This window comes from Paramagnetospirillum magnetotacticum MS-1, assembly GCF_000829825.1.
GTDB lineage: Bacteria > Pseudomonadota > Alphaproteobacteria > Rhodospirillales > Magnetospirillaceae > Phaeospirillum > Phaeospirillum magnetotacticum.
This window is the reverse complement of sequence record NZ_JXSL01000025.1, coordinates 167,272-186,421: the sequence shown is the minus strand read 5'-3', so window position 1 is coordinate 186,421 and position 19,150 is coordinate 167,272. Positions and strand designations below refer to the sequence as shown.

At 63.6% G+C, this 19,150-nt stretch carries 17 protein-coding genes; 13 read left to right on the top strand and 4 right to left on the bottom strand.

Translation table 11 applies throughout. The annotated features are described in order from the left end of the window. Positions 1-167: 167 nt before the first annotated feature. Entirely contained in the window at positions 168-797 is a 630-nt protein-coding gene (locus tag CCC_RS08155; protein WP_009870679.1) for a cobalamin B12-binding domain-containing protein, read from the top strand. Between the two features lie 47 nt (positions 798-844). Beyond that, the gene (locus tag CCC_RS08150; protein ID WP_009870680.1) at positions 845-1,630 is read left to right on the top strand and encodes a sensor histidine kinase; all 786 of its coding nucleotides are present in this window, start codon (positions 845-847) and stop codon (positions 1,628-1,630) included. Between the two features lie 6 nt (positions 1,631-1,636). Here CCC_RS08150 and CCC_RS08145 read toward each other — a convergent pair whose 3' ends face one another. The 4 genes from CCC_RS08145 to CCC_RS08130 form a co-directional block, all read right to left on the bottom strand. Continuing rightward, positions 1,637-2,398 carry an SDR family NAD(P)-dependent oxidoreductase gene (locus CCC_RS08145; RefSeq protein ID WP_009870681.1) on the bottom strand — a complete coding sequence of 254 codons (762 nt, stop codon included), beginning with the start codon at positions 2,396-2,398 and terminating at the stop codon, positions 1,637-1,639. A gap of 98 nt (positions 2,399-2,496) precedes the next feature. Further along, on the bottom strand, positions 2,497-3,531 hold the full coding sequence (locus tag CCC_RS08140) for an enoyl-CoA hydratase/isomerase family protein (RefSeq protein WP_009870682.1): 1,035 nt from the start codon (positions 3,529-3,531) through the stop codon (positions 2,497-2,499). Continuing rightward, the gene (locus CCC_RS08135) at positions 3,531-5,057 is read right to left on the bottom strand and encodes a malonate--CoA ligase (protein WP_009870683.1); all 1,527 of its coding nucleotides are present in this window, start codon (positions 5,055-5,057) and stop codon (positions 3,531-3,533) included. Before CCC_RS08135 ends, CCC_RS08140 begins: the two co-directional genes overlap by 1 nt. Before the next feature lie 104 nt (positions 5,058-5,161). Continuing rightward, entirely contained in the window at positions 5,162-5,821 is a 660-nt protein-coding gene (locus CCC_RS08130; protein ID WP_009870684.1) for a GntR family transcriptional regulator, read from the bottom strand. A 219-nt stretch (positions 5,822-6,040) separates the two neighbouring features. On the opposite strand from CCC_RS08130, the gene CCC_RS08125 reads away from it, so the two are divergent. The 11 genes from CCC_RS08125 (at position 6,041) to CCC_RS08075 (ending at position 19,149) form a co-directional block, all read left to right on the top strand. Continuing rightward, positions 6,041-7,177 (top strand): acyl-CoA dehydrogenase family protein, encoded by a 1,137-nt coding sequence (locus tag CCC_RS08125; protein ID WP_009870685.1) that lies wholly within the window; start codon positions 6,041-6,043, stop codon positions 7,175-7,177. Positions 7,178-7,204: 27 nt separating this feature from the next. After that, complete coding sequence (mmsB, locus tag CCC_RS08120) at positions 7,205-8,095, top strand: 3-hydroxyisobutyrate dehydrogenase (protein WP_009870686.1); 891 nt, start codon at positions 7,205-7,207, stop codon at positions 8,093-8,095. A 131-nt stretch (positions 8,096-8,226) separates the two neighbouring features. Further along, positions 8,227-9,024 (top strand): ABC transporter ATP-binding protein, encoded by a 798-nt coding sequence (locus CCC_RS08115; RefSeq protein ID WP_009870687.1) that lies wholly within the window; start codon positions 8,227-8,229, stop codon positions 9,022-9,024. Continuing rightward, complete coding sequence (locus CCC_RS08110) at positions 9,024-10,955, top strand: long-chain fatty acid--CoA ligase (RefSeq protein ID WP_009870688.1); 1,932 nt, start codon at positions 9,024-9,026, stop codon at positions 10,953-10,955. The genes CCC_RS08115 and CCC_RS08110 overlap by 1 nt, the downstream gene beginning before the upstream one ends. Positions 10,956-10,966: 11 nt before the next feature. After that, complete coding sequence (locus CCC_RS08105; RefSeq protein WP_041040710.1) at positions 10,967-11,860, top strand: branched-chain amino acid ABC transporter permease; 894 nt, start codon at positions 10,967-10,969, stop codon at positions 11,858-11,860. 4 nt (positions 11,861-11,864) lie between these two features. Continuing rightward, positions 11,865-12,935 carry a branched-chain amino acid ABC transporter permease gene (locus CCC_RS08100; RefSeq protein ID WP_009867288.1) on the top strand — a complete coding sequence of 357 codons (1,071 nt, stop codon included), beginning with the start codon at positions 11,865-11,867 and terminating at the stop codon, positions 12,933-12,935. A gap of 58 nt (positions 12,936-12,993) precedes the next feature. Further along, complete coding sequence (locus tag CCC_RS08095) at positions 12,994-14,232, top strand: ABC transporter substrate-binding protein (RefSeq protein ID WP_009867289.1); 1,239 nt, start codon at positions 12,994-12,996, stop codon at positions 14,230-14,232. Positions 14,233-14,299: 67 nt separating this feature from the next. Continuing rightward, the gene (locus tag CCC_RS08090) at positions 14,300-15,124 is read left to right on the top strand and encodes an ABC transporter ATP-binding protein (protein ID WP_052473038.1); all 825 of its coding nucleotides are present in this window, start codon (positions 14,300-14,302) and stop codon (positions 15,122-15,124) included. Positions 15,125-15,207: 83 nt separating this feature from the next. Further along, entirely contained in the window at positions 15,208-16,431 is a 1,224-nt protein-coding gene (locus CCC_RS08085; RefSeq protein WP_041040708.1) for a phenylacetate--CoA ligase family protein, read from the top strand. Between the two features lie 3 nt (positions 16,432-16,434). Beyond that, positions 16,435-17,925: an aldehyde dehydrogenase family protein gene (locus CCC_RS08080; RefSeq protein WP_009868984.1), complete on the top strand. Its 1,491-nt coding sequence runs from the start codon at positions 16,435-16,437 to the stop codon at positions 17,923-17,925. A 39-nt stretch (positions 17,926-17,964) separates the two neighbouring features. After that, positions 17,965-19,149 (top strand): acetyl-CoA C-acetyltransferase, encoded by a 1,185-nt coding sequence (locus CCC_RS08075; RefSeq protein WP_009868985.1) that lies wholly within the window; start codon positions 17,965-17,967, stop codon positions 19,147-19,149. The last annotated feature ends 1 nt before the right edge of the window (position 19,150 follow it).

Below are 19,150 nucleotides of genomic sequence, written 5' to 3'. Positions count from 1 at the left end.
CAATTTTGCGTCCATTGCCGCCCCTCGCTTGTAATCACTAAGGCCTATACGTAATATGCCGTAAGACTGCAAGCGTGGTGAGTATGGCTTCGGCATTCTGGAACGGTGAAGGGGCGATAGGCGCCCCTCAGCCCGTCCATCTGGACGGAACGGGGGGGTTGTCCCCCATGGCTCAGCGCTATCTCAACACCTTGATCGCACGCCGCCGCCACGAGGCGACGGCCATGATCATGGAAGCCGTGGACGGCGGCATGTCCATCGAGAATATCTATCTCGACGTTTTCCAGCCTGCGTTGTGGGAAGTGGGTCGCCTTTGGCAGATAGACCGCCTCACCATCGCCCAGGAACATTACATCACCGCCGTCACCCAGGCGATCATGTCCCAGCTCTATCCCCGCATCTTCCGGGGCGACGGTCACCGCCGCACCATGGTGGCCTGTTGCGTCAGCGGGGAACTGCACGAGGTCGGCGCCCGCATGGTCGCCGATTGCTTCGAGATGAGCGGCTGGGACAGCCACTATCTGGGGGCCAATATCCCGGCATCGGACGTGGTGGACATGGCCCTTTCGGCCGAGGCCGAGGTGATCGCCATTTCCGCCACCCTCACCACCCATCTGGGACTGGTCGAAGACCTGGTCACCAAGGCCCGCAAACAGTTTGGGAGCAAGACGACCATCCTGGTGGGCGGCTATCCCTTCAACATCGACCAGGATCTGTGGCGAAAGCTGGGAGCCGACGGCTCCGCCCAAAATGCCGCCGAGGCCGTCATGATCGCCGAGCGCGGAGGATGTCCTTGAACACAAAGGGTTCCGGTCAACATCTTCAGCCAGAATCCGATGACGACATGTACGAGTCCATCGGCGCCCTCAACAGCGAACTGGTCAATACCCAGCGCCAATTGGCCAAGGCCAATGCCAGACTGACCGCCGCCAACGACTTGAAGAACAAACTGTTCGGCGTCCTGGCCCATGATCTGCGCACGCCGCTGTCGGTAATTTCCGGCTATTCCCAGATTCTCGAACTGCTCTTGCCCACCGCCACCACCGGCCAGGAGATGGAGTTCGTGGGACGGATTCAGCAATCCGTTGGCTACATGCTGGCGCTGATCGAGGACATTCTGTCGCTGTCGGCCATCGAAACCGGGCACCTCACCATCAATCGCCAGCCCGCCGACATGACGTTGCTGGCGCAGCGGATCGTGTCCATGGCCTCGATCCTGGCTGATCAGAAATCCATTACCCTGTCGGCGACGTCATCCCGGCCGCTATGGGTGTTGATGGACCGCGTCAAGATCGAGCAGGTTCTGACCAATCTGATCGGCAATGCCATCAAGTTTTCCCATCCCGGATCGACCATCACCATCGCCCTCTCCGCGGAACAGGACGAGGAGGGCCAGCCCTGGGCCCGCATGGAGGTCACGGATACCGGCATCGGTATCGCGCCCCAAAAGCTGGAATCCCTGTTCCATCCCTTTGCCGAGGGAAGCCAGGGAACCGCGGGCGAAAGCTCCATCGGGCTCGGGCTTTACATTTGCGCCAGGGTGATCGAGGCCCATGGCGGCTCCATCCATGTGGCCTCGGCCCAGGGCGAGGGCACCACGGTCAGTGTCGTGCTTCCCGCCGAAGGGTAAGTTTCCCTATTGCGGCGGCATCCTGACCGCGCCATCGAGACGGATGGCGCTGCCGTTGAGCATGGGATTGTCGCAGATGGCCAACACCATACGCGCAAATTCCTCGGGCCGCCCCAGGCGATGGGGAAACAAGGTCGAGGCCACCAGATTGGTCATGACCTCCTCGGGCATGCCCGCCAGCATGGGAGTCTCCATATAGCCGGGCGCCACCGCCATGACCCGGATGCCCAAGGGTGCGAATTCGCGGGCGGCGGGCAGCGACAGAGCGGCGACGCCCCCCTTGGACGAGGCATAGGCGCACTGTCCCACCTGCCCGTCCCAGGCGGCGATGGAGGCGGTGTTGACGATCACCCCGCGCTCGCCTCCCTCCAGCGGCTCCAGCCCGGCCATATCGGCGGCGGCAAGACGCATGACGTTGAAGGTGCCGATCAGGTTGACCTGAATGACGCGGGCATAGGTTTCCAGCGGCATGGGGCCCTTGCGCCCCACCACCTTGCCCGGCGTCACCACTCCGGCGCAGCTCACCGCGATGCGGGCCGGGCCGTGGGCGGCCCGCGCATGGGCCATGGCCGCCAGGGTGGAGGCCTCGTCGGTCACATCGCAGGCGGCAAAGACACCGCCGATTTCCCTGGCCGTGGCCTCGGCATTGGCGGCGTTGATGTCGAACACCGCGACCTTGGCGCCAGCCTTGGCCAAGGCGCGCGCCGTGGCTTGTCCAAGACCCGAGCCTGCGCCGGTGACGATGGCGGCCAATCCGTTGACGTTCATTGTCGAACTCCCATCCAAGGCCCCCTCCCCAGCCCTCCCCCGGCTCTGCCGGGGGAGGGAGGGACCCGCGGCGCGGGAGGGTGGGGGCTCGTTAGTTTCTAAAAGGTCAAATCGCCGCAGGCCGGAACCGCGTCGAAATGGGCCAGCACCTGGGCTTGCGACCCCGCCGGGTTCCAGACGGGCTTGTTGTCGCGGTCGATGAGCAGGGCGCGCACCCCTTCGACAAAGTCATGGGCGGGCGCCAGCGCCAAAGCCAGACGGAACTCCATCTTCATGCATTCGTCGAAGGACAGGGACGCGCCGCGCCGGATCATCTCGAAGCTGACCGCCACCAGATGGGGCGACTTGGCGCGGATGGTGGCCAGGGTCTCGGCGGCGAAAGGATCGCTTTCGGCTTCCAGGGCGGCAAAGACCTCGGTCAGGCTGGACTTGCCGAAACAGCGGTCAATGATGTCCCGCCTGGAATCGATGGCGGCCGGACCGGGATCAGAGGCGAAGCCGTCCAGACTGGCCTTGACCTCGGCGGCGTCGCGGGCCTCTGACAGTGCCTCGATCAGGGCGGGCAGGCTGGCGCTTTCCACGAAATGGGTGGCGACGCCCACATGCAAGGTGTCCGCCGCCTTCAGCCTTGCCCCGGTCAGGCCGAGATACATGCCGATGGCACCGGGAAGATGGGGCAGGAAATAGGACCCGCCCACATCGGGGAAGAAGCCGATGCCGGTTTCGGGCATGGCGAACAAGGTGCGCTCGGTGGCCACGCGGTAAAGCCCGTGTACCGAGACGCCGACGCCGCCGCCCATGACAATGCCGTCGATCAACGCGACGTAAGGCTTCGGGCTGGTCTTGATGCGGCGGTTGAGCCGGTATTCGTCCCGATAGAAGGCAGCGGCGAATTCCAGGTCGCCCGCCTTGCAGGCCTCATAAAGCTGCTTGATGTCGCCACCGGCGCAAAACGCCTTCTCGCCTGCGCCCTCGATGGTGATGCAGGTGACCTCCGGGTCGGCGGCCCAGGCGTCCAGCTTGGGATGCATGGCGTGCACCTGATCGAGCGTCAGCGCGTTCAGCGCCTTGGGCCGGTCCAGGGTGATGCGCCCGAGATGGCCGGTGCGCTCGAAATGGATTTCAGAACTCATCACAGATTGGCCTTCCACATCTCGGCATAAGAGTCGCGCAGCACGTTCTTTTGCACCTTGCCCATGGCGTTGCGCGGCAATTCGCTGACCACCACGGCCTGTTTGGGCACCTTGAAATTGGCGAGAAGGCCTTTGAGCGCGTCGATCACCCCGTCCGGCGTGACGGCGGCGCCTTTCTCGGCCACCACGATAGCCAGACCGGCCTCGCCGAAATCGGGATGCGGCATGCCGACCACGGCGGATTCCACCACGCCAGGCAGGCGGTCGATGAAGTCCTCCACCTCCTTCGGGTAGACGTTGAAGCCGCCCGAGATGATCAGATCCTTGGCGCGGCCGACGATGGAGACATAGCCCCGCTCATCGATGACGCCCACATCGCCCGACTTGAAAAAGCCGTCGGGGGTGAAGTCGGATTTGGTCTTCTCGGGCATGTTCCAATAGCCCTTGAAGATGTTGGGGCCCTTGACCTCGATGATGCCCACCTCGCCCTGGGGCAGGATGCGGCCATCCTCGCCGGTGATGCGAAGCTCGACATCGGGCAGGGGAAAGCCCACCGTCCCCGCCCGGCGGTCGCCATCGAGCGGATTGGAGGTGAACATGCCACCTTCGGTCATGCCGTAGCGTTCCAGGATGGTGAACCCGGTGCGGTCCTTGAAGGCGTTGAAGGTCTCTTCCAGCAAAGGCGCCGAACCCGAGATGAACAGCCGCATATGGGAACACGCCTGGGGCGTCAGGTTGGGGCTGGTCAGGAAGCGGGTGTAGAAGGTGGGCACCCCCATGAACACCGTGGCGCGCTTCAAGAGTCCGATGGCCTGCTCGGCGTCGAATTTGGGGCAGAAGATCATGGCGCTGCCGTTCAAGAGCACGCAGTTGATGGCCACGAACAGCCCATGGGTGTGGAAGATGGGCAGGCAGTGCAACAGCACGTCATCGGGCTTGAACCCCCACAGCCTGTGCAGGGTCTGGGAATTGGAGCCGAGATTGGTGTGGCTCATCATGGCGCCCTTGGGCCGCCCGGTGGTGCCCGAGGAATAGAGGATGGCGCCCATGTCGTCGCCGCCCCTGGGCACCGTCGCGAAGCTCTCCGCCTTGCCCTTGGCGCGCTCGGGCAAGGTGCCGTCGCCGCTGGCGCCCAGCGTCATGACGCAGGTCGTGATGCCCGCCTTGGCGGCCAGGCCTTCCAGCTCGGCCAAGCGATGGGGCTGGCAGACCACGGCGGCCGGAGCGGCGTCGGAGAGGAAGTATTCCAGCTCGCCCGCCTGATAGGCGGTGTTCAAGGGCAACAGCACCGAGCCCGACCGCAGGCAGGCGAGGTAAAGCACCACCGCCTCGGCCGACTTGTCCACCTGCACCGCCACCCGGTCGCCGGGCTTGACCCCGGCTTCAACCAGGGCGTGGGCATAGCGCGCGCTCATGGCCTCGAGATCGGCATAGCTGATGGTCACCCCGCCGGGCACCTCGATGAAGGTCCGCGACCGGTCGGCGGGAAAGCGCGAGCGGAACAGCTCGAACAGATTGGCGGACATTGTGGCGCTCTCCCTTGTCATCAAACCCGGATTACGGCGATACCATATGGGGATGCCCTGCGCCACAGTTTTGTATCCAAGAATAACAGTTCTCGGATACAAGCCTAGCTCATGATGGACACGAATTCCGAAAAGATGTCCGCCTGGATGGTGACGTGTTTGCGCATCACCGCCTGGGCGCGATCGGGATCGGCGGCGGCAATGGCGGCCACCACCTCGGCATGCTCGGCCAGCGAGCCGTCGATGCGTCCGGGATGGTTCAGCTGATAGCGGCGATAGGGCGCGAGGCGGGCATAGAGCGAGCGCGCCATCTCCTTCAAGACCTCGTTATGGCTGCCGTCATAGACCGCGTCGTGGAAGGCGCGGTTCAGCGCGTAATAGCCGTCGAGATCGCGGGCCGCGCACAAGGCGCCCGCCTGGGCCACCATGGCGGAAAGCCTGGCTTTTTCCTCGGGTGACATGCGGCGCGCGGCATAGCGGGCGCACAAGCCCTCGATATCGCTCATCACCTCGAACATCTGCACCATGCGGTGCAGATCGAGGGGGGCCACCACGGCGCCCTGGCGCGGCTTTTTCACCACCAGACCGGAATAGACAAGCTGCAAGATGGCTTCGCGAACGGGAGTGCGCGACAGACCGAAGCGGGCCGCCAGACTTTCCTCGTCCAGGCGGGTGCCGGGGCGCAGCACGCCGGTGAAGATCTCCCTCTCGATCACCTGGCGGATCTCGTCCGCCCTGGTGGCTGGCTTTTTCTGCTCGTTCATCGGGCCTCCACGCCCCAATCATCCCGCCCGGAGTATACATCCGCCGCGGCAACTGTCTAAGGGCAATCCACCTCTCGGACACAAAAACTGCGTATCACGTATACAAGAGGTGGATTCCGCGCATCCCCTGTGATAATTCCATACCCATCGGGACCGTTGACCGGTACCCTTGTCGGCAACAACCGGAGCGATAGACTCCGGATCAGGGATACGAAGCGCATGGATTTCGGATTGACCCCGGACCAGGAGGCTTTTCGCCAAGCCGCCCGCGATTTCGCGCTGGGCGAGATGGCGCCGCACGCCGCCCATTGGGACGAGGACGGCATCTTTCCCGAAGAGACGTTGCGCAGCGCGGCCGAACTGGGCTTTGCCGGTATCTATGTCCGAGAAGACGTGGGCGGCTCGGCCCTGTCGCGCCTGGATGCCGCTCTGATCTTCGAGGAATTGGCCTGTGCCTGCCCGTCCACCGCCGCCTATATCTCCATCCACAACATGGCGGCCTGGATGATCGACAGCTTCGGGACAGAGGAGCAGCGCAGGCGCTTCCTGCCCGATCTGTGCGCCATGCGCAAATTCGCCTCCTATTGCCTGACCGAGCCCAATGCCGGGTCCGACGCCGCCAGTTTGCGCACCAAGGCAGAGCGCGACGGCGATCATTACGTGCTGAACGGCACCAAGGCCTTCATCTCGGGCGGCGGGCGCTCGGACCTCTATGTGGTGATGGTGCGCACGGGCGGTCCCGGCCCCAAGGGCATCTCCTGTCTGGTGGTTGAGGCGGGGACCAAGGGCCTGTCCTTCGGCAAGCAGGAAAAGAAGCTAGGCTGGAAAAGCCAGCCCACCGCTTCCGTGATCTTCGAAGATTGCCGCGTGCCGGTGGCCAACCTTATCGGCGCCGAGGGCGACGGCTTCAAGATCGCCATGAAGGGCCTGGACGGCGGGCGCATCAATATCGGGGCCTGTTCCCTTGGCGGTGCCAGGGCCTGCCTGGAACACGCCATCGACTATACCGGCCAGCGCCAACAGTTCGGCCAACCCATCAGCGCCTTCCAGGCCACCCAGTTCAAACTGGCCGACATGGCCACCGAACTGGAAGCGGCGCGCCTGATGATCCATCGCGCCGCCCAGTCCCTGGACAACAAATCGCCCCAGGCCACAGTGCATTGCGCCATGGCCAAACGCCTGGCCACAGATGTGGGATTTGCCGTGACCGACGCGGCGCTGCAGCTTCATGGCGGCTATGGCTATATCAAGGAATATCCCATCGAGCGCTATTTCCGGGACCTGCGGGTCCACCAGATCCTGGAAGGCAGCAACGAGATCATGCGGGTGATCATCGGCCGGGCTCTGACCACCTAACACACGTCGAAAGCAGGGAGGCTTCACATGGCGAGCATCGGGTTCATCGGTCTGGGCAATATGGGAGCGCCCATGATGCGCAACCTGATCAAGGCCGGGCACAAACTGGCCGCTTTCGATCTGTCCGAAGCCGCCTTGAAGGCCGCCACGGCAGCGGGGGCGACGGCCTGCTCCAAGGCCGTCGATGCCGCCAGGGGCGCCGAGGTGGTGGTCTCCATGCTGCCCGCCGGAGCCCATGTGAAGTCGGTGATGCTGGGAGACGGCGGGCTGTTCGCCGCAGCGCCCAAGGGCTGCCTGTTCATCGATTCATCGACCATCGACGTGGCCAGCGCGCGGCTGCTGTCCGATGAGGCGGCCAAGGCCGGTCACGCCCTGATCGACGCTCCCGTCTCGGGCGGCGTGGGCGGGGCCGAGGCGGGCACGCTGACCTTCATGGTGGGCGGAACAGAGCCCGCCTTCGCCCGCGCCGAGCCGATCCTGGCCGCCATGGGCAAGACCATCGTCCATGCGGGCGGGCCGGGCAATGGCCAGGCGGCCAAGATCTGCAACAACATGCTGCTGGGCATTTCCATGATCGGCACCTGCGAGGCCTTCGCCCTGGCCGAGAAGCTGGGTCTCGACGCCCAAAAGCTGTTCGATATCTCGTCCAAATCGTCGGGCCAGAACTGGTCCATGACCTCGTACTGTCCGGTTCCCGGCCCGGTGCCCACCTCGCCCGCCAACCGCGACTACCAGCCGGGATTCGCCGCCGCCATGATGCTGAAGGATCTGAAGCTGGCGGTCGAGGCGGCCCAGGGCTGCGGCGCCACCGTTCCCCTGGGCGCCGAAGCGGCACAGCTTTACGCCATGATGGCGGGAATGGGCCAGGGCGGCCTGGATTTCTCGGGCATCATTCACATGTTGCGCGGCAAGGCCTGAACACACTTGCACGGCAATTAAAAAAACGTATGCTCGTTTTCACTGATGAGGCCCTCGCCAAGAAGGGTCCGCAAACAGGGTGGTTCGGAGCAGGCGCCAAAAGGTGCCGCTCCGGTTCGGGAGCGATAACCATGTCCGTGACGGATAATCCGGTTCTGGAAGTACGCGACGTGTCGCTGGCCTTCGGCGGCGTGCGCGCCCTGACCGAAGTCAGTTTCCAGGTCGGCAAGGGAGAGCTGTTCTCCATCATCGGCCCCAATGGCGCGGGCAAGACCTCCATGCTCAACTGCGTCTCGGGGCGTTACAGGCCCACGTCCGGACGCGTGTTCATGGATGGCCGCGACGTGACAGGCCTTTCGCCCAATGTGCGCGCCACGCTGGGTCTGGGCCGGACCTTTCAGAATCTGGCGCTGTTCGGCCATATGAGCGTGCTGGACAACATCATGGTCGGCCGCCACCACCTGCTAAAGAACAATGCGCTGACCGGCGCGCTTTATTGGGGCAGCGGCGCGCGCACCGAGGAACTGGCCCACCGCCGCAAGGTGGAAGACATCATCGACTTCCTGGAAATCGCTCATATCCGCAAGGCGGTGGCGGGCACCTTGCCCTATGGCTTGCGCAAGCGCGTGGAACTGGCCCGCGCCATGGCCGTCGAGCCCAAGGTCATCTTGCTGGACGAGCCCATGGCGGGCATGAACCTGGAAGAGAAGGAGGACATGGCCCGCTACATCGTCGACCTCAACGAGGAATGGGGCATGACGGTGATCATGATCGAGCATGACATGGGCGTGGTCATGGACATTTCCCACCGGGTGATGGTGCTGGAATTCGGCCGCAAGATCGCCGAAGGCCTGCCCGACGAGGTCATGAACAACGAACGGGTCAAGGTGGCCTATCTCGGCATCGACGAAGACGAGGAAGTGGCCTGATGAGCGAGTATCTGGACACCACCATTCACGACACCTTCCCCAAGGCCCTGGTGCACAACGCCCAGCGTTGGCCGGGCGAGATCGCCATGCGGGAAAAGGAATTCGGCATCTGGAACGCCTTCACCTGGGCCGACTATCTGGACCGGGTGCGGAACCTGGCCCTTGGCATGCTGGCGCTGGGCGTTCAACGCGGCGACGTGGTCGCCATCCTGGGCAAGAACCGGCCGGAAAGCCTGTGGGGCGAAGTGGCCGCCCATGCGGTGGGCGCCATGAGTCTGGGCATCTACCACGATTCCATGAATGCCGAGGTGGCCTATCTCTTGTCCTATACCGGCGCGGCAGTGGTGCTGGCCGAGGACGAGGAGCAGGTGGACAAGCTCTTGGAGATTTCGGCGGAAGTCCCCACCATCCGCCACATCGTCTATTTCGATCCCCGCGGCATGCGCAAGCACAAGGACCCGCGCCTGATCTCGGCCGAGGACCTGAAATCCAAGGCCCAGGAGATCGCGGCGGCCAATCCGGGACGCTTCGACGAGGAAGTGGGCAAGGGCAAGGGCGACGACGTGGCTATTTTGTGCACCACCTCGGGCACCACGTCGAACCCCAAGCTGGCCATGCTGCAGGCAGGACCGTTCCTGCGCCACTCCACCGCTTACCTGCGGGCCGACCCCAAATCGGCGGGCGATGATTACGTCTCGGTCCTGCCGCTGCCGTGGATCATGGAGCAGATCTATGCCGTGGCCCAGCCGCTGATCTGCCGCAACATCGTCAATTTCGTGGAAGAGCCCGAGACGATGATGGCCGATATGCGCGAAATCGGCCCCAATTTCGTTCTGCTGGCGCCCCGCATGTGGGAAGGCATCGCCGCCGATGTGCGCGCCCGCATGATGGATTCCACTCCGTTCAAGCAGGCGATGTTCAATCTGGGCATGAAACTGGGCATGAAGGCGCTGGACCAGGGCAAGCGCTCCAAGTTGGCCAACTGGATTTTGTTCGACGCACTCAAAGACCGCATCGGCTTCACCTTCCTGAAGTCGGCGGCCACCGGCGGCGCGGCCTTGGGGCCCGACACCTTCCGCTTTTTCCTGGCCATGGGCGTGCCGCTGCGCCAGATCTACGGTCAGACCGAACTGGCGGGCGCCTATACCGTGCACCGCGAAGGCGACATCGATTTCGACTCTGTGGGCATTCCCTTCGACGACGCCCAGCTTCGCATCGAAAACCCCGATGCCAATGGGGTGGGCGAGATTGTCGCCACCACCGACGGCATGTTCACCGGCTATTTCCGTAACCCCGAGGCAAGCACCGCCGACATCGTCGACGGCAATTGGCTGAAGACCGGCGACGCGGGCTATATCAAGAAAGAAAACGGCCATCTGGTGGTGATCGACCGCATCAAGGATCTGGCCACCACGTCCCATGCCGTGCGCTTCTCGCCCCAGTTCATCGAGAACAAGCTGAAGTTCTCGCCCTTCATCGCCGAGGCGGTGATCTTGGGCGATACCAAGCCCTATCTCTCGGCGCTGATCTGCATCCGCTTTTCCATCGTGTCCAAATGGGCGGAATCCAAGGGCATCTCGTTTACCAACTACACCAATCTCTCGGCGCAAGGAGCGGTCTACGATCTGTTGCAGGCCGAGGTGGAGAAGGTCAACGCCACCCTGCCCGAACCCCAGCGCATCCGCAAATTCCTGCTGCTCTACAAGGAACTGGATGCCGATGACGGCGAGCTGACCCGTACCCGCAAGGTGCGGCGCGGCGTCATCAACGAGAAGTACGGCGACATCATCGATGCCATGTATGCCGACCGCGCCATGGTCCCCGTGGACGCGGTGATCACCTTCCAGGACGGCACCACCACCAGGGTCAAGACCGAGCTGAAGGTCGTGACGCTGCTGCCGCCGCCTTCCCAGCAACTGGCCGCGGAATAGGAGAACACATCATGGGGTCCTCTCTGTTTCTCCAACTCCTGGTCAACGGGCTGATCGTCGGCACGCTGTATGGCGTGGTCGCCATGTGTTTCGTGCTGATCTACAAGTCGACCCAGGTGGTGAATTTCGCCCAGGGCGAATTCCTGCTGATCGGCGCCTGGACCTGCTGGTGGCTGGTCACCAGCATGGCGCTCCCGTTCTACGTCGCCTTCCCCATGACCTTTCTGTTCATGATGGTGTTCGGCATCGCGTTGCAGATGATCGTGCTGCGCCCCCTGATCGGCGAGCCGGTGATCAGCGTGATCATGGTGACCATTGGGCTCTCCATCTTCTTCCAGGCGGTGATGAAGTCCATCTTCGGCGTCTGGGCCCAGCCCTTCCCCGAGATCTTCCCGGTCAAGTCAGTGGACGTCCTGGGCCTGTCGGTCCAGCCCGCCTATCTGATGAGCCTGGTGGTCTCCATCATCATCATGGGTCTGTTCGCCTGGTTCTTTAAGTATTCACGCATGGGTCTGGCCATGCGGGCCACCGCCTTCAACCAGCAGGTGGCGCAAAGCCTCGGCATCTCGGTCAAGGCGGTGTTCGCCACCGCCTGGGCCATCTCGGCCATGGTCTCGGCCCTGGCCGGCGTGGTGGTGGGCATGGTCAACGGCGTGTCCTCGGCGCTGTCGTTCTTCGGCATCAAGGTCTTCCCGGCGGTGATCGTCGGCGGCCTGGATTCCATCATCGGCGCGGTGCTGGGCGGGCTGATCATCGGGGTGCTGGAAAATCTGGCGGAATATGCCGATGGCCAGTATCTGCACCTGGGCAATCTGTACACCGTGGCCCCGTTCTACGTGCTGGTCATCATCTTGATGATCAAACCCTACGGCCTGTTCGGCACCAAGACCATCGAGAGGGTGTAAGGTCATGATCTCGTCCAGCCTCATTCCCTGCGGCCAGTTCAAGACCACCTACGGGGCCGACACCACCATCTTTCTGACGCCCGCGTCGCGCTACTGGTGCATGGCCGGCATCCTGCTGGCCGCCGCCGCGCCTTTGGTGCTAAGCAATTACCTGATGGCCCTGCTGATCCAGATCGGCTTTTACGGCATCGCCGCTTTGGGCCTCAACATCCTGGTGGGCTGCACCGGCCAGATCAGCCTCGGCCACGCCGCCTTCTTCGGCTTCGGCGCCTTCGCCTCGGCCTGGCTGAACAATACGTTCGGCATTCCGGTGCTGTTGGCCATTCCGCTGGCGGGCGTGATGACCACCCTGCTGGGCCTGTTGTTCGGCATTCCGGCAGGAAGGCTGAAGGGCCTGTATCTGGCCATCGCCACCTTCGCCTCCCAGTTCATCCTGGAAGACTTCTTTGCGCGGGCCAACTGGTTCACCGGCGGCTCTTCGGGCGCCATGGCCAATCCCATCAGCCTGTTCGGCTATGAGGTGGGCGGCGACAAGGGCTTCTTCTACGTGGTCCTGGTCTTCGTGGTGATCATGTACGGGCTTGGCACCAACCTGCTGCGCAGCCGCGACGGCCGGGCCTTCGTGGCGGTGCGCGACCACTATCTGTCGGCAGAGGTGATGGGCATCAACCTCACCAAGTACCGCATCTTGTCGTTTGGCATCTCGTCCTTCTATGCCGGAGTGGGCGGCGCGCTGTACGGCCATTATCTCGGCTATGTCTCGGCCGAAGGCTTCACCATCCTGCTGTCCATCCAGTTCCTCGGGATGATCATCATCGGCGGCATGGGCAGCGTGATGGGGACCCTGATGGGCACCACCTTCATGGTGCTGTTGCCCGAGGCCACCGAGGCCGCCGTCAGCACGGTGAAGCATTTCACCGGTGATATCCCGGCGCTGACCAGCGCGCTGGCCTATATCAAGGAAGCCAGTATCGGTCTGGCCATCGTTCTGTTCCTGATCTTCGAGCCCGATGGCCTGGTTCACCGCTGGCGCCTGATCAAGTCTTATTGGAAGCTGTATCCGTTCTCTTACTGACCAAAACCAAGAACAAGTCGCTGAACTCGATTTAACGATTCATGGGAGGAATCACACGATGAAGCATACCCTGTTCGCCGGAACGGCCGCCCTAGCCCTTCTGTCCGCCGGAGCGGCGCTCGCCGCCGACGGCATCCTGGTCGGCCATATCGCAGACATCACCGGCGCCACCTCCGCCGTGGGCAAGCCCTACGGCCAGGGCATCGCCGACGCCATGAACTACATCAACGCCAATGGCGGCGTGGGCGGCAAGAAGATCATCTTCGAGACCGTGGACTACGCCTATGAAGTGCCGCGCGCCATGGCCGCCTATAAGAAGCTGACCGGCTCGGAGAAGGCCACCGCCATCCAGGGCTGGGGCACCGGCGACACCGAAGCGCTGATCAGCTCGGTGGCCAAGGACGAGATTCCCTATTTCTCGGCCTCGTATTCCGGCCATCTGACCGATCCCATGGGCAAGACCTCGGTCAAGGGCGCGCCCTATAACTTCTTCTACGGCCCCAGCTATTCCGACGCCTGCCGTGGTCTCGTCCAGTGGGCGGCCGAGGACTGGAAGAAGAAGGGCGGCGCGGGCAAGCCCAAATTCGTCCATATGGGCGACAACCACCCCTATCCCAACGCGCCCAAGATGGCCTGCGGCGCCTATGCCAAGGAACTGGGCTTCGAGATCGGCAACGAGATTCAGTATTCGCTCAAACCCGGCGACTTCAAGGCCCAGTGCCTGAGCTTGAAGGAATCGGGCGCTCATTACGCCTATCTCGGCAACACCTCGGGCTCGACCATCTCGCTGTTGAAGTCGTGCGAGACGGTGGGTGTCACCACCCAGTTCCTGGCCAATATCTGGGGCACCGACGAGAACTCGCTCAAGACCACGGGCGACGCCGCCGACAAGCTGGTCTGGGTGGTGGGCGCCGGAACCTGGAGCGACGACACACCCGGCATGAAGCTGGTGCGTGAAATCTCCAAGATTTCCGACCCCACGGGCAACGAAGCCCGTCCGGTGCACTATATCCGCGCCATCTGCTCGGTCTACTACATGAAGGAAGCCATGGAATTGGCCGCCAAGTCCGGCCCGATCACCGGCCCCTCCATCAAGAAGGCCATGGAAACTCATCCCAAGGACTGGGTCCCGGCCGGTCTGGAAGGCGTCTGCCTGCCGTCCACCTGGACCGGCGAGGACCATCGCGGCACCACCACGGTCAAGGTCTATCAGGCCTCGACCAAGGGCGGCGCCATCGGCATGAAGCAGGTCTATACCGCCGAGATTCCGCGCCGCAAGGAATGGCTGGGCTGGTAAGCCGCACGAAAGCGGGAGGCGGCCAAAGCCGCCTCCCGTCACTTATTCAATGGAACTGGATACGGCCATGGGTGAACCCGCTCTCAAGCTTGCCCCGGAAGAAATCCTCCTCTCGGTGAACAATATCGAGGTGGTCTATGACGACGTGATCCTGGTGCTGAGAGGCGTCAGCCTGGACGTGCCCAAGGGCAAGATTGTCACCCTTCTGGGCCCCAACGGCGCGGGCAAGTCCACCACCTTGAAAGCCATTTCGGGCCTTTTGGGCACCGAGGACGGCGAGGTGACGCGCGGCACCATCACCTTCATGGGCGAAGAGATCGCCAACCGCGCCCCGGAAGAGATCGTCCGGCGTGGCATCTTTCAGGTGATGGAGGGACGGCGCATCATCGAGGACATGACCGTCATCGAGAATCTGCGCCTCGGCGCCTTCACCCGCAAGGATGGCGGGGCCGCCATCCGTGACGATATCGAGAAGGTCTTCCACTATTTCCCCCGCCTGAAGGAGCGCACCGGTCTGGCCGGTTACCTCTCGGGCGGCGAGCAGCAGATGCTGGCCATCGGCCGCGCCATGATGGCCCGGCCCAAGATGATCTTGCTGGACGAACCTTCCATGGGCCTGTCGCCGCTCCTGGTCAAAGAGGTCTTCGCCATCATCGAGACGCTGTGCGCCGATACCGGCATCACCATGTTGCTGGTGGAACAGAACGCCCGCATGGCGCTCAAAATCGCCCAGTTCGGCTATATCATGGAATCGGGCAAGATCGTGCTGGACGGGCCAAAGGATGATCTGGTCAACAACGAGGACGTCAAGGAGTTCTACCTGGGCGGCGACAAGGAACGAAAGTCGTTCAAGAACTTGAAGTCCTACAAGCGCCGCAAGCGCTGGCTGTAGAGATTTCCCCCTCACCCTCCGGCGCCAAAGCGCCTCCCCCCTCTCCCGCAAGCGGGAGAGGGTTCTGAAATGACGGGACTGCGATGACCGAGTACTACGATTCCCTGGAAACCCGCTCATTGGACGAGCGCGAGGCAGACCATTTTGAGGCTCTGCCCGCCCAGATTGCCCTGGCCAAGGCTGATTCCTCCGCGTTTGCCCGTCTGCTGGCCGATATCGACCCGGAAGAGGTCGTCGACCGCGCCGCCCTGGCCAAGCTTCCTGTTACCCGCAAGTCGGAGCTGATCGACGCCCAGCAGGCCGATCCGCCCTTCGCCTCGCTGATTGCCACACCCAAATCCGAACTGCGCCGCGTCTTCGCCTCGCCGGGGCCCATCTACGATCCCGAAGGCTGGGACAATGACTGGTGGCGCATCGCGCGGGCCCTTTACGCAGCGGGTTTCCGCCGCGGCGATCTGATGCACAACTGTTTTTCCTACCACTTCACGCCGGGCGGCGTGATGTTCGAGACCGGCGCCCATGCGCTGGGCTGCCCGGTCTTCCCGGCGGGCGTGGGCAATACCGACCAGCAGGCCAAGGCCATCGCCGATTTGAAGCCCCAGGGCTATGGCGGCACGCCGTCCTTCCTGAAAATCATCCTGGAGCGGGCCGAGGAAATGGGCCTCGACCACTCGTCGCTGACCAAGGCCTGCGTCTCGGGCGAGGCGCTGCTGCCGCCGCTGCGCCAGTCCCTGAAGGATCTGGGCGTCGATGTCACCCAGTGCTATGCCACCGCCGATTTGGGCCTCATCGCCTATGAGACCAAGGCCCGCGAAGGACTGATCGTCGACGAGGGCGTCATCGTCGAGATCGTGCGTCCCGGCACTGGCGATCCGGTGCCCGAAGGCGAGGTCGGCGAAGTCGTCGTCACCAGCTTCAACCAGGATTACCCGCTGATCCGCTTCTCCACAGGCGATCTGTCAGCTATTCTGACCGGTCGGTCGCCCTGTGGCCGCACCAATATGCGCCTCAAGGGCTGGATGGGCCGCGCCGACCAGACCACCAAGATCAAGGGCATGTTCGTCCATCCCCGCCAGATCGCCGAGGTGGCCAAGCGCCATCCGGAAATCATCCGCGCCCGCCTGGTGGTGGAGAAAGACGGCGAGAACGACCGGCTCACCCTCAATGTCGAGACCAGCGCCACCGGCCTGGACGCGGCGGTGAAGGACTCTTTCCTGTCGCTGTGCAAGCTGAAGACCGAACTGGCCTTCCATGCCCCCGGCGCCCTGCCCAACGACGGTATCGTCATCCAAGACAAGCGAGCTTAGATCATGCCCCTTACCCCCGAACTCGACCCCTTCAAGCTGGCCAAGGCCCTTTCGGGCAAGCATCTGATCGGCGGAAAATTCGTGCCCGCCAAGGGCGGAAAGACCTTCCCGGTGGACAATCCCGCCACCGGCGAAGAGATCGGCACTGCCGCTTTCGGCACCAAGGCGGATGTGGATGCCGCCGTGGCCAACGCCAAGGCCGCCCAAAAGGAATGGGCCAAGCAATCGGCCCGCGCGCGGGGCAAGCTGGTGGCCGAATGCGGCCGGGTGCTTTCGGCTCACGTCGAGGAACTGGGCCGTCTGGTGGCGCTTGAGACCGGCAAGGCTCTGCGTACCGAAAGCCGGGTCGAGGCCGGGGTTCTGGCCGATATGTTCGTGTTCTTCGGCGGCCTGGGTTCGGAACTCAAGGGCGAGACCATCCCCTTCAACCCCGACATGCTGACCGTCACGGTGCGCGAGCCGGTGGGCGTGGTGGGCTGCATCATTCCCTGGAACGTGCCGCTGCTGCTGATGGCCATGAAGGCCGCCGCCGCTTTGGTTGCTGGCAATGCCGTGGTGGTGAAGTCGGCGGAAGAGGCGCCGCTCACCGTGCTGCGCGTCGCCGAGATCATGAACACCGTCCTGCCGCCCGGCCTGTTCAACATGCTGTCGGGCTTTGGGCCCGAATGCGGCGCGCCGCTGGTGGAGCATCCCGACGTCAAGAAGGTGACCTTCACCGGTTCCGTGGAAACTGGCCGCATCGTCTACAAGGCGGCCGCCGAGAAGCTGATCCCCGTGACCCTGGAACTGGGCGGCAAGAGCCCCATGATCGTCTGCGCCGATGCCGATATGGATCAGGCGGTGGCTGGCGCCCTGGCCGGAATGCGCTTTACCCGTCAGGGACAAAGCTGCACCGCCTCGTCCCGCCTCTTCGTCCATGAAAGCATCCATGACGAGTTCGTGGCGCGCGTGAAGGCCAAGGTCGACGCCATGGTCATGGGCGATCCCCTGGACGAGAAGACCGATATCGGCACCATCGTCTCCGACGGCCAGTTGGAGCGGGTGAAGTCCTATATCAAGCTGGGCGAGGAGACCAAGGGCGCCACCAAGCATGTGTGCTCCGCCATGCCCACCGACCCCAAGCTCGCCAAGGGCCGCTTTGTTCAGCCGGTGATCTTCACCGGCATGAAGAACAGTGATCGCCTGTGCCAGGAAGAGATCTTCGGCCCCGTCTGCGCCGTCATCAAGTGGACCGATTACGAGGACGTTCTGGCCCAGGCCAACGATTCCGAATACGGCCTGGCTGCCTCCATCTGGACGCGCGACTTCAAGGTGGCCATGGATGCCACCCGGCGTCTGGAAGCGGGCTTCGTCCAGGTGAACCAGAATCTGGTGGTCCAGCCCATGCTGTCCTATGGCGGTGTCAAGACCTCAGGGATCGGCAAGGAAGCCTCGCTGGAATCCATGCTGGAACACTTCACCCACAAGAAGACCATCATCTTCAACATGAAGTGATCGCCGCCCATTTTACGGCCAGAAGTAAAGGACCAAGCCATGACCACCGATCCCATCGTCATTGTCGGTGCCGCCCGTACCCCCATGGGGGGCTTCCAGGGCGACTTCGCCTCTCTCGCCGCGCCGCAACTGGGCGCGGTGGCCATCCGGGCGGCGGTGGAGCGGGCTGGCATCAAAGCCGATCAGGTGGACGAGGTGTTCATGGGCTGCGTCCTGCCCGCGGGCGTCGGCCAGGCCCCGGCGCGTCAGGCATCCCTGGGCGCGGGGCTGTCGCGCCATACGGGCTGCACCACCATCTCCAAGGTCTGCGGCTCGGGCATGAAGGCGGCCATGCTGGCCCATGACCTGCTGAAGGCGGACACGGCCAAGGTGATGGTGGCGGGCGGCATGGAAAGCATGTCCAACGCGCCCTATCTGCTGGACAAGGCACGCGGCGGCTATCGCCTGGGCCATGGCAAGGTGCTGGACCACATGTTCCTGGACGGTCTGGAAGACGCCTATGACCGGGGCCGTCTGATGGGAACCTTCGCCGAGGAATGCGCCAGCAGCTACAAATTCACCCGCGAGGCCCAGGACAACTTCGCTCTGGCCTCGCTGTCGCGCGCCAAGAAGGCCATCGCCGAGGGCTCGTTTGCTGCCGAGATCGCCGCCGTCAGCGTCGTGGGCCGCAAGGGCGAGACCTTGATCACTATCGACGAGCAGCCGGGCAAGGCTCTGCCCGACAAGATCCCGACCTTGAAGCCCGCCTTTGCCAAAGACGGCACGGTGACGGCGGCCAATTCGTCGTCCATCTCGGACGGCGCCGCCGCCCTGGTGATGATGCGGGCGTCCGAGGCCGAAAAGCGGGGTCTCAAGCCCATCGCCACTATTCTGGGCCACACCAATTTCGCCCAGGAGCCCGCCCTGTTCACCACCGCCCCCGTGGGTGCCATCAAGGCCCTGCTGGACAAGGTGGGCTGCAAGGCGGGTGACGTGGATCTGTGGGAGATCAACGAGGCCTTCGCCGTGGTCACCATGGCGGCCATGCATGATCTCAAGCTGGACCACGATCGGGTCAACGTCCATGGCGGCGCCTGCGCGCTGGGCCATCCCATCGGCGCCTCGGGCGCGCGCATCATCGTCACCTTGCTGGCGGCGCTGAAGACCTATGGCATGAAGCGTGGCGTGGCCTCCTTGTGCATCGGCGGCGGCGAGGCTACCGCAATGATGGTGGAGCTGACCTAAC

Bases quoted from the DNA above. Each gene is read 5' to 3' on its own strand.
- CCC_RS08090 (WP_052473038.1), top strand. From the start codon at position 14,300: ATGGGTGAACCCGCTCTCAAGCTTGCCCCGGAAGAAATCCTCCTCTCG.
- CCC_RS08100 (WP_009867288.1), top strand. From the start codon at position 11,865: ATGATCTCGTCCAGCCTCATTCCCTGCGGCCAGTTCAAGACCACCTAC.
- CCC_RS08145 (WP_009870681.1), bottom strand. From the start codon at position 2,398: ATGAACGTCAACGGATTGGCCGCCATCGTCACCGGCGCAGGCTCGGGT.
- CCC_RS08125 (WP_009870685.1), top strand. From the start codon at position 6,041: ATGGATTTCGGATTGACCCCGGACCAGGAGGCTTTTCGCCAAGCCGCC.
- CCC_RS08075 (WP_009868985.1), top strand. From the start codon at position 17,965: ATGACCACCGATCCCATCGTCATTGTCGGTGCCGCCCGTACCCCCATG.
- CCC_RS08080 (WP_009868984.1), top strand. From the start codon at position 16,435: ATGCCCCTTACCCCCGAACTCGACCCCTTCAAGCTGGCCAAGGCCCTT.
- CCC_RS08140 (WP_009870682.1), bottom strand. From the start codon at position 3,531: ATGAGTTCTGAAATCCATTTCGAGCGCACCGGCCATCTCGGGCGCATC.
- CCC_RS08135 (WP_009870683.1), bottom strand. From the start codon at position 5,057: ATGTCCGCCAATCTGTTCGAGCTGTTCCGCTCGCGCTTTCCCGCCGAC.
- CCC_RS08130 (WP_009870684.1), bottom strand. From the start codon at position 5,821: ATGAACGAGCAGAAAAAGCCAGCCACCAGGGCGGACGAGATCCGCCAG.
- CCC_RS08105 (WP_041040710.1), top strand. From the start codon at position 10,967: ATGGGGTCCTCTCTGTTTCTCCAACTCCTGGTCAACGGGCTGATCGTC.
- CCC_RS08110 (WP_009870688.1), top strand. From the start codon at position 9,024: ATGAGCGAGTATCTGGACACCACCATTCACGACACCTTCCCCAAGGCC.
- CCC_RS08115 (WP_009870687.1), top strand. From the start codon at position 8,227: ATGTCCGTGACGGATAATCCGGTTCTGGAAGTACGCGACGTGTCGCTG.
- CCC_RS08150 (WP_009870680.1), top strand. From the start codon at position 845: ATGTACGAGTCCATCGGCGCCCTCAACAGCGAACTGGTCAATACCCAG.
- CCC_RS08085 (WP_041040708.1), top strand. From the start codon at position 15,208: ATGACCGAGTACTACGATTCCCTGGAAACCCGCTCATTGGACGAGCGC.
- CCC_RS08095 (WP_009867289.1), top strand. From the start codon at position 12,994: ATGAAGCATACCCTGTTCGCCGGAACGGCCGCCCTAGCCCTTCTGTCC.
- CCC_RS08155 (WP_009870679.1), top strand. From the start codon at position 168: ATGGCTCAGCGCTATCTCAACACCTTGATCGCACGCCGCCGCCACGAG.
- mmsB (WP_009870686.1), top strand. From the start codon at position 7,205: ATGGCGAGCATCGGGTTCATCGGTCTGGGCAATATGGGAGCGCCCATG.